Origin of the sequence: Rhizobium sp. AAP116, from assembly GCF_001295785.1 — a bacterium.
In the GTDB taxonomy this organism is placed as follows: domain Bacteria; phylum Pseudomonadota; class Alphaproteobacteria; order Rhizobiales; family Rhizobiaceae; genus Allorhizobium.
The window spans coordinates 24,331-37,980 of the sequence record NZ_LJIB01000022.1 but is presented as its reverse complement, the minus strand read 5'-3'; the positions used below and the strand labels follow the sequence as shown (position 1 = coordinate 37,980).

General features: G+C 61.4%; 12 protein-coding genes. 8 read left to right on the top strand and 4 right to left on the bottom strand.

The genetic code is table 11. The features are described 5' to 3' along the window. Positions 1–4 precede the first annotated feature (4 nt). Positions 5–904: a DUF4344 domain-containing metallopeptidase gene (locus IP85_RS13065; RefSeq protein ID WP_054150117.1), complete on the bottom strand. Its 900-nt coding sequence runs from the start codon at positions 902–904 to the stop codon at positions 5–7. Positions 905–1,070: 166 nt separating this feature from the next. On the opposite strand from IP85_RS13065, the gene IP85_RS13060 reads away from it, so the two are divergent. The 3 genes from IP85_RS13060 to IP85_RS13050 all read left to right on the top strand — a co-directional run bounded on the left by IP85_RS13060 (position 1,071) and on the right by IP85_RS13050 (position 3,697). After that, positions 1,071–1,571 carry a DUF1203 domain-containing protein gene (locus tag IP85_RS13060; protein ID WP_054150136.1) on the top strand — a complete coding sequence of 167 codons (501 nt, stop codon included), beginning with the start codon at positions 1,071–1,073 and terminating at the stop codon, positions 1,569–1,571. Beyond that, on the top strand, positions 1,568–2,518 hold the full coding sequence (locus IP85_RS13055) for an EamA family transporter (RefSeq protein ID WP_197278011.1): 951 nt from the start codon (positions 1,568–1,570) through the stop codon (positions 2,516–2,518). The genes IP85_RS13060 and IP85_RS13055 overlap by 4 nt, the downstream gene beginning before the upstream one ends. Positions 2,519–2,599: 81 nt before the next feature. Continuing rightward, positions 2,600–3,697 (top strand): catalase family protein, encoded by a 1,098-nt coding sequence (locus IP85_RS13050; RefSeq protein ID WP_054150116.1) that lies wholly within the window; start codon positions 2,600–2,602, stop codon positions 3,695–3,697. A 110-nt stretch (positions 3,698–3,807) separates the two neighbouring features. On the opposite strand, the gene ald is transcribed toward IP85_RS13050, so the two are convergent. Further along, positions 3,808–4,926: an alanine dehydrogenase gene (gene ald, locus IP85_RS13045; RefSeq protein ID WP_054150115.1), complete on the bottom strand. Its 1,119-nt coding sequence runs from the start codon at positions 4,924–4,926 to the stop codon at positions 3,808–3,810. Between the two features lie 159 nt (positions 4,927–5,085). Here ald and IP85_RS13040 point away from each other — a divergent pair, with 159 nt between their 5' ends. From IP85_RS13040 to IP85_RS13025, 4 genes are all read left to right on the top strand, one after another. Continuing rightward, positions 5,086–5,547 (top strand): Lrp/AsnC family transcriptional regulator, encoded by a 462-nt coding sequence (locus IP85_RS13040; protein WP_054150114.1) that lies wholly within the window; start codon positions 5,086–5,088, stop codon positions 5,545–5,547. Positions 5,548–5,642: 95 nt separating this feature from the next. Then, positions 5,643–5,978, top strand: a complete 336-nt coding sequence (locus IP85_RS13035) for a PilZ domain-containing protein (protein ID WP_054150113.1) — start codon at positions 5,643–5,645, stop codon at positions 5,976–5,978. A 164-nt stretch (positions 5,979–6,142) separates the two neighbouring features. Next, positions 6,143–6,481, top strand: a complete 339-nt coding sequence (locus IP85_RS13030) for a PilZ domain-containing protein (RefSeq protein ID WP_054150134.1) — start codon at positions 6,143–6,145, stop codon at positions 6,479–6,481. A 103-nt stretch (positions 6,482–6,584) separates the two neighbouring features. Further along, a complete protein-coding gene (locus tag IP85_RS13025) occupies positions 6,585–8,573 on the top strand; it encodes a bifunctional 2',3'-cyclic-nucleotide 2'-phosphodiesterase/3'-nucleotidase (protein ID WP_054150112.1) in 1,989 nt (662 codons plus the stop codon). A gap of 63 nt (positions 8,574–8,636) precedes the next feature. On the opposite strand, the gene IP85_RS13020 is transcribed toward IP85_RS13025, so the two are convergent. Further along, entirely contained in the window at positions 8,637–9,578 is a 942-nt protein-coding gene (locus IP85_RS13020; protein ID WP_054150111.1) for a LysR family transcriptional regulator, read from the bottom strand. A gap of 128 nt (positions 9,579–9,706) precedes the next feature. On the opposite strand from IP85_RS13020, the gene IP85_RS13015 reads away from it, so the two are divergent. Next, the gene (locus IP85_RS13015) at positions 9,707–10,318 is read left to right on the top strand and encodes an FMN-dependent NADH-azoreductase (protein WP_054150110.1); all 612 of its coding nucleotides are present in this window, start codon (positions 9,707–9,709) and stop codon (positions 10,316–10,318) included. A 62-nt stretch (positions 10,319–10,380) separates the two neighbouring features. On the opposite strand, the gene amt is transcribed toward IP85_RS13015, so the two are convergent. Beyond that, positions 10,381–13,560: an ammonium transporter gene (gene amt / locus IP85_RS13010; protein ID WP_054150133.1), complete on the bottom strand. Its 3,180-nt coding sequence runs from the start codon at positions 13,558–13,560 to the stop codon at positions 10,381–10,383. Between the last annotated feature and the right edge of the window lie 90 nt (positions 13,561–13,650).

Genomic DNA, 13,650 nt, shown 5'->3' with positions numbered 1-13,650 from the left:
TCGCTCATTCCTTCCTCTTCAGCTTGACGGACGTCGCCTCATCGCCGGAACCGGTCGTGTCGTCGTCGCTCGAGGTGTCCTCCGAGCCCTGATTCTCGAACCAGTTGGCGATGAGACCGGCATGGAAGGCGGCCATCTCGTAGCAGTAGGTGATTTCGCGCGCCTCTGGATCCCAGAAGGCATTCTCAACGCCACAGGCCGTGCCGGTGATCTTGATGCCGTCCTTCAGATTGTAGCCCTCGCCGAAGACGGTGGCGATCGTCTCCAGAGCGCCAGCGCTCTTCAGCAGATCGGCAAAAGCCTGCAGATCCGCGTCACCCGCCGGTTCGTAGCGGACGTCGAAGCGGGTCTTGGCGCCTTCCTTCATGTTGGCAGCGAGCAGGCTCATCCAGCTGTCGCGCGCCTTCTCGTATTCGAAGAGGCATTCCTCGCGACGATCCTCGGGAAATTCGAGCGAGTCGGCAAACTCATCGAAGAACTCCGCATTCGCCCCGGTCATCATGCAGACGATCGAATAGGCACGCTGGCGATCCAGGCCATGGGTGCCCATGAAGTCATCTTCCTGCGGACCATCCTCATTGGCTTCATCGAGCAGGAACCAGCCATCGGCGGCATCCTGCATGGTCGTGTAGAGATCCTCGTCCTCGGCGCCGAGCAATAGCACAGAGGAGAGCGCATCGACCGCGTCCTCCTCGCGTCCGAGCACCGGCAGATTGAACTCGGAGACCAGCATGTGGCCGGCCTCGTGGAAGAGGATGAAGATGGCATTGTTGACGACGAATTGCTGGCCTTCCTCCACCTGTTCGGCAGTCAAATCTTCTGCCTGAACACGCGTGGTTGGCTGGAAAAGCCATGCTGCAGCGAAGGCCAGCATGACTGTTGTGACGGACTTGAGCGACAGCATATGAGAGACCCCGAACCCCTAATACCTCGCCCATTCTCTACAGCAGAGATGCGGCGAGAGAGAAGCACCATTTCTGACCGCACGAACGCACGCAGGAATCGGGTGGCCGCAGATGCCTCAGTGACAGAAGCTAGCCTATCTCAACTGTCGACATGAGGCTTCCATGATGTCCGATCTCCGTTTTCTCGCCATGCCTTCGCAACAGGCCGCAGCCTATCGTCAGGGGGCCCCCGACGCCTATGGGCTCGCGCCCGAGCGTCGCATCTCCCCCGGCGGTTATCCCTGCCGCCATTGCCTAGGCGTCATTGCCGAAGGTGAGGCCTATCTGACGCTCGCCTATCGCCCTTTTCCGACGCTCCAGCCCTATGCCGAGACCGGGCCGGTCTTCCTGCATGCCGATGCCTGCCCGGGCTATGAAGCGAGCGACGTCCTGCCGCCGATGCTGGAAAGCCCCGACTACATCGTGCGCGGCTATGGCGCGGACGACCGGATCGTCTACGGCAGCGGTAGCGTGGTCCAGACAGAGGCCATCATCGCTCGGGCGCAGGAACTTCTCGCCAGTCCAGGGATCGCCTATCTGCATGTCCGATCGGCACGCAATAACTGCTATCAATGCCGGATCGAGCGCGGCGACACGGCAGTGAGCGACAGCCGGAGACAAGCATGACTACCGCCCGCCCCTCCATGACCGCCACCGAATGGGGCCTGCTGCTCTTGCTTTCCGTCATCTGGGGCGGATCCTTCTTCTTCACCGGTGTTGCCGTTCGCGAATTGCCGCCGCTCACGATCGTCGCAGCGCGCGTTGGTCTTGCTGCCCTTGCCCTGCACGCCGTGGTGCGCCTCTCCGGAAAACACACGCCGACTTCACCGAAGATCTGGCTCGGCTTTCTCGGCATGGGGCTTCTCAACAACATCCTGCCTTTCAGCCTGATCGTCTGGGCGCAGACCCATATCGAAAGCGGCCTCGCCTCGATCCTGAATGCCACGACGCCCCTGTTCGGCGTGGTTGTGGCGCATCTGCTGACGAGCGACGAGAAGATGACGGGTAACCGCCTCTCAGGCGTGCTTGTGGGCTTTGCCGGCGTTGCCGTGATGATCGGCTCATCTTCGCTGTCCCAACTTGGACAGGATCTGCTCGCACAGATCGCCATCCTCTGCGCCGCTCTCTCCTACGCTTTCGCAGGCGTGTATGGCCGTCGGTTTCGGCTCTGGGGGCTCAGCCCGATGGTCACCGCCTGCGGCCAGCTCACGGCGTCGAGCGTCGTCATGCTGATCTTCGCCATGGCTTTCGATCACCCTTGGACCCTTCCGGCTCCAAGTGCTGCCACCATCGCCGCCGTGATCGCCATCGCGCTCATCTCGACTGCGCTTGCCTATGTCATCTTCTTTCGCATTCTGGCGAGCGCCGGCGCCACCAATATCATGCTGGTGACCTTCCTGATCCCAGTCAGCGCCATCATGCTCGGCGCCGTCTTTCTGGGTGAACGCCTTGATCCGGAGGATTTTACCGGCATGGCGATCATCCTTCTCGGCCTCGCCCTGATCGACGGTCGGGCATGGCCTCGTGTGCGACGCATCGCGACCCATGCTCTTGATCGCAGCGGGCGGGGCTGAAGCAACGGCCTTTCGTCTCTGAGGAACCCCGGTCACTGGCGCTGCGTTCCGTCCGCTTGTCTACAGAGAACGGAGCCCTTGATGCAGCCCACCCCGCCAATCCGCTACCATGCCGACCTCGAAAGTCCCTCCGCCGACGAAAAGGAGGCGATCGAGGATATCAAGGAGAGCATGCTCTACATCATCGAGAAGACACACGAGGATCTTGGCCATGCGCAGCGCAGCGTACATGCCAAGAGCCACGCCCTGCTCGAAGCCTCTGTCACCGTCCATCCGGATCTTTCGGCCGAACTGCGGCAGGGGATCTTCGCCGAACCGGGTCGGACCTATCCGGCGATCATCCGCATATCCACCATCCCTGGCGATCCCTTGCGCGACAGTGTTTCACTGCCGCGCGGTTTCGCCATCAAGCTCTTCGACGTCGAGGGCACGCGGTTGCCAGGCAGCGAAGGCGATCTCACGCAGGATTTCCTCTTTGCCTCCGCGCCGGCTTTTGCTGCACCGGATGCCGCAGGTTTTGCCAAAAACCTGAAACTCATTTCCCGCACCACCGATCGGGTGGAATGGGCCAAGAGTGCGCTCAGCTGGATCCTGAGACCCATCGTCCGTGGACTGGAAGCCATGGGCGCGGATGCCGGAGCGTTGAAGGCGATGGGCGGCTATCCGGAGACCCATCCACTCGGCGAGCACTACTACACCCAGGTTCCCTTGCGCTTCGGCGACTATGTGGCAAAGCTCGACATCGTGCCGCGGTCCGAGAGCTTCAAGCGCCTGGTCGACGAAAGGATCGATCTATCCGAGGGTCCCGACGTGCTGCGCGAAGCGGTTGCCGAGGTGATGGCGCGCGATGGCGGAGAATGGACCTTGCGCGCACAGCTCTGTCGCAATCTCGAAACACAGCCGATCGAGGATGCTTCCGTCGTCTGGCCAGAGGAAGACAGCCCCTATCTGGAGATCGCGACCATCAGTGTTGCGCCGCAGACGGGCTGGTCGGAAGGTCGTTCGCGTGCCGTCGATGACGGACTGACCTTCCGCCCATGGCGCGGCATCGAGCAGCATCGACCCCTCGGCAATGTCATGCGCGCCCGCAGGGAGGTCTATCCGGTGGCGGCGGCAAAGCGCAGCGCCTTGATCGGCTGCCCGATGCATGAGCCGAAGAGCCGGCCCGATCTGCCTTGATCTAGGCATAAAAAAACGGGCCGGCCGATGGGAAGGCCGGCCCGGATCGGCCGCTTTACACGTTACATTCGCGGACCTGACGCAGCGTGAGGCGACCGGAGAGTGCAGCCTTACGCAACGTTGAGTACGGATTCCGGCGCATGGGCCGGATAACCCAGAGCATCGGCCACCGGCTTGTTGGTGATCCGGCCCTTGTGAACATTGAGACCGTTGCGCAGGTGACGATCCTCGGCAATCGCGCGCAGACCGCGATCGGCGAGCGCCAGACCGTGGACCAGCGTTGCATTGTTGAGGGCATGCGCCGAGGTAATCGGAACCGCGCCCGGCATGTTGGCGACACAGTAATGCACGATGCCGTCGACGACATAGGTCGGATCGGAATGGGTCGTGGCATGCGAGGTCTCGAAGCAACCGCCCTGGTCGATGGCGACGTCGACGATGACAGCGCCCTTCTTCATGCCGGACAGCATCTCGCGCGTGACGAGCTTCGGGGCAGCCGCACCGGGGATCAGGACCGCGCCGATGACGAGATCGGCGGAGAAGGTTTCCTGCTCAAGCGCATCGATGGTGGAGTAAACGGTGTGAACGCGACCGCCGAAGATGTCGTCGAGCTGGCGCAGACGCGGCAGCGAGCGATCGAGGATTGTGACATCGGCGCCGAGACCGACGGCCATCTTGGCCGCATGCAGGCCGACAACGCCGCCACCGATGACGGTGACCTTGGCCGGCAGCACGCCCGGCACGCCGCCAAGCAGGATGCCGCGGCCGCCATGAGCCTTCTGCAGGGCCGTCGCACCCGCCTGGATCGCCAGGCGTCCGGCGACTTCCGACATCGGCGCCAAAAGCGGCAGGCCGCCACGCTCGTCGGTTACAGTTTCATAGGCAATGGCAGTCACGCCCGAGTCCAACAACCCCTTGGTCTGGTCCGGATCCGGCGCAAGGTGGAGATAGGTATAGAGGATCTGGCCTTCGCGCAGCTGCACCCATTCGGAGGGCTGCGGCTCCTTGACCTTAACGATCATGTCGGACTTTTCGAAGACGTCCTTGGCCGAGGCTGCGATCTTCGCGCCAGCGGCGATATAGGCGTGGTCGTCTGCGCCGATTCCGGCGCCTGCTCCCGTTTCGATCAGGACATCATGGCCATGAGCCACATATTCTCTGACGGCACCGGGGGTCAGACCGACACGGTATTCATGGTTTTTGATTTCCTTCGGGCAACCGACACGCATGAAGCGTTCCTCTCTCTTATTCGCAGCCGAAGCTGCTTTGTTTCAGATACGGAAATTCAAACATTCTCCGCGCAAAATGTCCTTGCAAAGTGAAGCCTGGGACATCAGACAATTCGCAGCTTCTTGCGTCAGGCAGCTGCAAAACGGAGAAATCTACGAATGGCGGAACTGGATGCCATTGATCGTGCCATTCTGAAGGCGCTTCAGGAGAATGGACGGATGACCAATGCCGAGCTCGCCGAAACGGTGGGCTTATCGCCCTCCGCCTGCTCGCGACGCCATGACATGCTCGAAAAATCGGGCGTGATCAGCGGCTATCATGCGCGCCTGTCGCACAAGGCGATCGACTACAAGATGATGGTGATCGTGCACATCTCGCTGTCCGGCCAGTTCGCCAAGACGCTGACCGAATTCGAGGCCGCCGTGAAGCGCTGTCCGAACGTGCTTGTGTGCTATCTGATGTCGGGCGAATACGATTACATTCTGCGTGTGGCCGCCAAGGATCTCGAGGATTACGAGCGCATCCATCGCGACTGGCTCTCGGCGCTGCCGCATGTGGTGAAGATCAATTCGAGCTTTGCGCTGCGCGAAGTGATCGAACGTCCAAATGTGGGTCTTTGATGAAGGATCCTGAAAATCCTAATGAATTGGTTTAGACCGTTCTCACAGATCGGGCGTAGGTTCGTGCCATTCCTTTTTCTATTCAGGACGGCATCATGAGCAATAATCTCGGTATGGATGTTCGCAAATCACCCCGCAACCGCTGCCGGATCGACAGCAAGATCCGCTATTTTCAGCAGCAGGCGGATGCGCGCGTGATCAATATTTCGCGCACCGGACTTGCTCTGGAACTCGCAACCAAGCTGACCGCCGCCGCCGGCAGCCAGGTGACCATCGAGAACGCGGATATCGGCCATCTCGAAGGCGTCGTACGCTGGAATTATGGTGGCCGGATCGGCATCATGTTCCGCCCGAACAGCAACTCGATCGCCAAGGTCGCGGCCTATTTCCGCAACTACCACCAGGAAGTCCGGCCGGTCCTGCGCGGCTGACCCTGCCGAGCGGAAGTTAACGGTAAACACCCCGCATAACTGGCAAAACACCCAAAATCTCCTGAGGAGATCGCTCGCATTCTAATGACCTTGGCCAGATGCCGTTAAGGCGCCTGACCGAGGTTTTCTGCGTTTCTTTCATCAATTTGACGGAGCGCAATTTTATGCTTGCTGCCAAACTCAATCCGGACGGCCGCCGAAGCCACCGTATCCGCTGTCACATCAGGGGCAGGCTGGAATTCATCGGCCAGAAGTTCAACGTCCGTATTCTCGACATTTCCCGAACCGGCATGGCCCTGCATCTGGAGGGCTGGATCGAAGCCAAGCGCGGCGCGACTGTTACCGTCAGCTGCGCCGAACTCGGTCACATCGAATGCACCGTCCGCTGGTACCGCGCCGGCAAGATGGGGCTCGAATTCGAGCAGACCACCAATGCGGTTGCGCAGGTCACCGCCTATTTCCGCCACTTCCATCGGGATCCGCGGAACCTCGTGCCGAACTAGACACGGCCACGGCACGTCTCACCCCTGTCATTTTACAGGTGCAAGCCTCTTGAAAGCGACTTAACCTCTGTCGCTTTCAGAACCTGTTCTTCGCGAGGCCCCCATGCCGTCTTTGTTCGATCTTCATCCGATTTCCCGCCGATCTTTCCTCAGCGGCGTCGCGGCCTCCGCGGCGCTAATCACGCTTCATCCGTTTGCGGCGCGTGCCAATGGCAATCAGGCGCATCTCAGGCTGATGGAGACCACCGACATCCACGTCAACGTGATGCCTTACGACTACTATGCCGACAAGCCGAACGACACGATGGGCCTTTCGCGCACCGCAAGCCTGATCGATTCCATCCGCGCCGAGGCCGGCAATTCGATGCTGATCGACAATGGCGACTTCCTGCAGGGCAATCCGATGGGCGACTATATGGCCTATCAGAAGGGCATGAAGCCAGGCGACGTACATCCGGTGATCAAGGCGATGAACGTGCTCGGCTATGACTGCGGCACGCTCGGCAATCACGAATTCAACTACGGCCTCGACTTCATGTTCAACACGCTGGCGGGTGCGCAGTTTCCCTTCGTCTGTGCCAACCTGACCAAGGGCCAGCTTGCGGCCGATCCCAAGCAGGATCCACTCTATTTCAAGCCCTACCACATCATCGAAAAGCAGATCCGCGACGGATCCGGGGCCACCAGCCCGATCAAGGTCGGCTTCATCGGCTTCGTGCCACCACAGATCATGCTCTGGGATGCGAAGAACCTCGAGGGCAAGGCGATGACGCGCGACATCCTGCAGGCGGCCCGCGCCTGGGTGCCGCAGATGAAGGAGGACGGCGCCGACATCGTGATTGCCCTTTCGCATTCCGGGATCGACGGGCAAGGCGAGACAGAGGGCATGGAAAATGCCTCGCTGTATCTCGCAGGCGTCGAAGGTATCGACGCGATCTTCACCGGCCACCAGCATCTCGTCTTCCCCGGCCCGAAGGATTTCGAGGACGTGCCTGGCGCGGACGCCGTCAAGGGCACGCTGCTCGGCAAGCCTGCCGTGATGGCCGGATTCTGGGGCTCGCATATGGGGCTGATCGACCTGCTTCTCGAAAAGGACGGCGCAAGCTGGAAGATCGTCGACTTCACCTGCGAGGCACGCCCGATCTATCATCGCGACGACAACCACAAGGTCGTGGCCGACGTCAAGGACAAGCCCGAGGTCATCGCCTCGGTCGCGACAGAGCATCAGGCGACACTCGACTATGTGCGCACCCCCGTCGGCAAGTCGTCTGCGCCGCTCTATTCCTATTTTGCGCTGGTGGCCGACGATCCGTCGATCCAGATCGTCTCGATTGCGCAGTCCTGGTACATCAAGGACATGTTGAAGGATGGGCCTCACAAGGATCTGCCCGTCCTGTCGGCGGCGGCCCCGTTCAAGGCTGGCGGTCGTGGCGGCGCCGATTATTTCACCGACGTGCCGGCCGGCGACATCGCGATCAAGAACGTCGCCGACCTCTATCTCTATCCGAACACCATCCAGGCCGTGGCGATCACCGGCGAGCAGGTGAAGAATTGGCTGGAAATGTCGGCCGGCATCTTCAACCAGGTCGAAAAGGGCGCGAAGGACGCGGCCCTGATCAATCCGGATTTCCCGTCCTACAATTACGACGTCATTGACGGCGTGACCTATCAGATCGATCTCACCAAGCCCGCCCGCTACGACAAGGACGGCGTCGTCGTCCATCCGGAATCAAGCCGCATCGTCAACCTGCAATTCGACGGCAAGCCGATCGACCCCGGCCAGACCTTTGCGGTCGCGACGAACAACTACCGCGCCGGCGGCGGCGGCAAGTTCCCGGAGATTGCATCCGACAAGGTGATCTTTGTCGGCCCGGATACCAACCGTGACATCATCGTCCGCTACATCGTCGAGCAGGGCACGATCAATCCGTCCGCCGACGGCAACTGGTCGTTTGCACCGATCGGCGAGACCAGCGTGATCTTCGAGACCGGCCCGAAGGCACGCGAATTCCTCGCCGACTTCAAGGGCGGCCAAATCGAAGATGCAGGCGAAGCGGCGGAAGGTTTCGCGAAGTTCCGGCTGATGCTCTGAGCAGGGCCAGCATGATGCTGATCCATCAAGAACGGAGTCGATTCAGGATGTTGAATCGATTCCTTAAACTGCCGTTGCAAGTGGCGGTGGGGATGCCAGATCCATGGGGCAGTTCGAAAGCTGTTCTTCGAAGGCCCGGATCAGCCAGGTTCCGGCGGGGCCCGGCGGATTGTCGGTCCGCCTGATGGCATAGAGATTGTAAGACCCCTGCTCATAAGCCGGCAGATCGAGATGCACGATCCGGCCGCTTGCCATGTCTTCGCGAATGATCGAGGCCGGCAGCCCGCCCCAGCCGAGACCGCCACGAATCAGCTGATGTTTGGTTGCCATGTCGCTCACCCGCCAGGTCTTGAACGACAGCACGTTGAAATCACGCCCCGACGTCAGATCCGAGGCGTCGCTGACGACGATCTGGGTTTCCTCACGCACATCCTGCAGGGACAGCGTGCCTCTGCGCTCAGCGAGCGGATGATCGGCCGCCGCCGCGGGCAGAAGGAAATTGTGGCCGATGCGGGTGACGATCAGCGTGTCGTCCTGCCGGGTCGGCGCACCGCCGATGCCGATGGTCGCCCTGCCGCTCATCACCAGCTCAACCAGCCGCCCGAGTTCGCCCACTTCCAGCCGCAGCGAAACGGACGGAAACTGCCGCTGAAATTCGCGGAGCACCGCCAGCATGGCGCCGGTCGGGACGAGCACGCTGATGGCAACCGAAAGTTCCGCCTCAAGCCCCTGATGCATGCTGCGCACCTTGGCGCGCATCACCTGCAGATCACCGACGATGCGGCGGGCATCGGTCAGCATGGCCCTGCCCTCTTCCGTCAATTTTGGTTGCCGTGTGCCGGTCCGCTCGAACAGGGTCACGCCGAGCTGGCTTTCGAGATTGCCGATCGTATAGCTCACCACGGATTGGGCGCGATTGAGCTGCCGGGCGGCGGCCGAAAAACTTCCGGTGTCAGCCACGGTGAGAAAGACCTGCAACTGGTCGAGAGTGGGATTGGCATCCATGCGATCGGGCATCCATCCAGTTATTCGATATGACCGATCTAGATTATCACAGTTTCATTGATGCGTGCTCGGACATAGATGCATGGCAGGCCTGCTCCCAAGGGCCCACACCATTCGAGGAATTGCACATGTCTTCCATCCTTCTCGTCACCTCCAGCCCGCGCGGCTCGGAATCCCTCTCGAACGCGATCGCCACCGAGCTCGCCGAGAAGTTCGCCGGTCAAACCGGTACGCTGGTCCGCCGGGATCTCGTCGAAACCCAGCTCGACCACGTCGACGGCGCCTTCACCACTGCGATCCGCAAGTCGGCCGATGCACGCACCGCTGAAGAAACCGCTTCTGTTGCCATCTCCGACGCGCTCGTCGCCGAACTGATGGCCGCCGACACGATCGTCATCGGCACCGGCCTCATCAACTTCAACATCTATTCTTCGCTGAAGAGCTGGATCGACCACATAGCCCGTGCCGGCCTCACCTTCAGCTACACGGAAAACGGCCCGGTCGGCCTCGCCAAGGGCAAGAAGGCCTATCTGGTGCTCGCCGCCGGCGGCATCTACTCCTCCGGCCCCGGCGCCCCGATGAACCATGCCGAACCCTATCTCAAGACGGTCCTCGGCTTCCTCGGCATCGAGCTGGTCGAGACTGTCTATGTCGAAGGCGTGGCATACGGTCCGGAAGCCGCCGAAAAGGCCGTGGCTTCAGCCAAGGCCAAGGTCGAGGAACTGGCGCGCGCCGCCTGATCCATTGACGATCCAGCGCGGCAGCCTCGCTGGCGCCCCACTTCTGCAAACGGCAAGAACCTTCAGTTGCCGTTTGCCGCCAGAGCGAGCCCTGTCTCGCTCCCAGTTCGGGACAGGCGCTTGTGGCGATGCGCTGCCAGCCGCGCGACACTGGTCAGCTCGGAGACAACCTCTGCGCTCACCTCGGATGCGACGCTGTCGAGCGGCTGAGGCCGGCCCAACAGATATCCCTGCAGCTCGTCACAGCCCGCGACGCTCAGGTAACGAGCCTGGTCCACCGTCTCCACACCTTCCGCCACGACCCGCATGCCGAGCCCGCTGCCGAGATCGATGATGGTGCGGACGATGGCGTCGGCGGTCTCCTCTGTGCCGAGGGCAGACACGAAGCTGCGATCGATCTTGATCACGTCGAAGGGGTAGCGGCTCAGATAGCTGAGCGACGAATAGCCGGTGCCAAAATCGTCGAGCGCAATCCTCAAGCCCAGCGTCTTCAGATGGCCGAGAATGAGGCGCGCCCGTTGATCGTCGTCGATCAGCACGCTCTCCGTGATCTCAAGCTCCAGCTGATGCGGCGAAACCCCGGACGCATCCAGGATCGCTTCGATCCGTTCCAGAAACTGCGGATGGCGGAACTGTACCGGCGAGACGTTGACGCTGATATGCAGATGCTCTGGGAAATCGGTTGCCAGACGGCAGGCTTCGATCAGTACCCATTCTCCCAGTTCGATGATCTTGCCGGACACCTCGGCGACCGGGATGAAATCACCCGGCTGCACCATGCCGCGCTCCGGATGTTTCCAGCGCACCAGCGCCTCGTATCCGACGATCAGAGCATCCGATGCCGACACCCGAGGCTGGAGATAGAGCTCGAACTCACCGCGCTCCAGTCCGCGCTCGATATCGGCTTCGAGCGCACGTCGCTTCTCGATCAGTTCGTCCATGCCCCTGCGGTAGGATCTGAACGTGTTCCGACCGGACTTCTTGGCGTGATAGAGGGCGATGTCAGCACGGCCGATCAGTTCGTCGAGCTCGCCCGCATGCTCCGGGCAAAGCGCACCACCGATGCTGACACCGCATTTGATGCGTTCGCCTTGGCCGGTGTCAAAGGGTTGCCGGAAGGCTTCGACCAGGCGGCGACCGAAATCTTCGCATTGGGCTTCGAAATGGCAATTGCCGAGGATGATCGCGAACTCGTCACCGCCGAGGCGAGCCGCCATGTCGGCGGGACCGAGTGCTGCGGACAGACGCCGCGCCGTCTCTCTGATCACCTCGTCGCCAGCAGGGTGCCCGTAAAGATCGTTGACGTCCTTGAAATGGTCGAGATCGACCAGAAGAACCCCGCAACCCCACCCGTCATTCGCCTGTTTGACATGGGCGGCGAGCGTTTCGGTAAACAGCGCACGGTTCGCAAGCCCTGTCAGCGGATCGTGCTGCGCCAGATGGCGCATGCGGCTTTCGACGGCCTTGCGCTCACGAAGATCGACGAGGCAGCTGATCCGGATATGCCGGCCGCGATATTCTATATTGCGGCCCCGAGCCTCGATCGGGATGCTTGAGCCGTCGGCGCGGACGATCTGGAACTCTCGCGACACGTCGGGCGCCGGATTGGGATCCTCGATGAGCATGCGCCGCCCGGTCTGGTCGACAACATCGAGGATCGACGTTCCGATGAGATCTGCAATCTTGCGACCAGTCAGCACCTCGAACTGCTCGTTGCCGTCAATGATCACGCCGCCTTCGTGCATGACGATCGCTTCAAAGGTGGCGTTGGCGAGCGCCGACACCCGATCCGCCTCTTCCTGGTCGCGGACCTGGGATTCGAGTACGCTTCGATTGCGTTCCTGTTGCTGGATATTGTCCATCAGGTGGTTGAACAGCCGGGTCAGCTTCTCCGCCTCGTCGCCCGGATCGACCGGTAACCGGTCGCCCAGATCGGCCTTGCCGGAAACGAGCTTTGAAAGAGCGTCCTCGACATGGCCGACACCGAGCCGCGTCCCATGTTCGGCGACGTTCAGGCCGATGTCTTCGGCCTCGGCCGTGACGCGAACCGGCACGAGTTTGTCGAGCGTCCAGAAGAAGGCATAGCCGAGGCCGAAGGCCCAGTAGAAGTTCAGCGCGGAGCCAAAGATCTGGATGTAGAGCTGATCGAATCGTCCACCGAGCGGCAGCCGATCGACCGGCGCCAGCAGTGCAAGTGCCACGGTTCCGGCGACACCGGCGAAAGCGTGCACGCCGACGGCTCCGACGGCATCGTCGACCTTGAGCTTCTCTTCGAGATACTGGTTGCCGACGATGGCGACGATGGCGCCGAGCGCGCCCGTGATGAGGGCCCCACCCGGCTCAAGCAGGTGGCAGCCCGCCGTGACGGCGACCAGCGCACCCAGCATGCCACACAGCGCCTTTTCCGGCAGCACCACACCATCTTGCCTCGCACCGATCACATAGCCGACGCAGGTGCCCATTCCGCCGGCGAGAACCGTGTTGAGAATGATCGGCGCCACATCCGCATTGGCTGCCAGGGTGGAACCGCCATTGAAGCCAATCCAGCCGAAAAACAGGATGAGGCCCCCGGTGGTCGCCAGAACCGGATTGTTGCCAGCAAGGCGTACCGGGCGTCCCTCGGCATCAAAACGCCCGCGTCTTGCGCCGATCACCAGGCATGCAGCAAGTGCTACCCAGCCACCCGTGGCGTGCACAACCGTGGAGCCGGCAAAATCGACGAAGCCGAGATTGGCGAGAAAGGCACCTGAGTTCGGCCCGATCGCCGCTCCCCAGACCCAGTGCACGAAAATTGGATAGATCAGCGTCGACAGAATGATTGACCCGAGAACATAGGCCGAGAGTGTCATGCGCTCGGCGACGGCACCGGAAACGATGGTCGCCGCCGTACCGCAGAACATCACCTGGAAGACGAAGAACCCGGCGAGCCAGCTATCTAGGCCCTGCAGCAGGAAATAGTCAGGATCGAGCCCGACCGGCAGGAAGCCGGAGCGACCGAAGGCGAGCATGAAACCCACGACTGCGAAGCCGACAACGCCGAAGACAAAATCCAGGAGGTTCTTCTGGGCGACATTGATGGAATTCTTCGAGCGCACCATGCCGGCTTCAAGAAGCAGGAATCCCACCTGCATCATCATCACCATGCCGGCCGCCGCCATCAGCCAGGCGAGATCGGCAGAAGCCTTGGCCGCCTGAACGGACACTGCGTCAGCGGCATGAACAGGGAGCGCTAAGCCGAACACGAGGCTCGCTGCCAAACCGTGAAAAGCAAGGAATGAAACGGAGCGAAACGCAATGATCACTGGAAAACCCGGACAATATCTCAGGGGCCA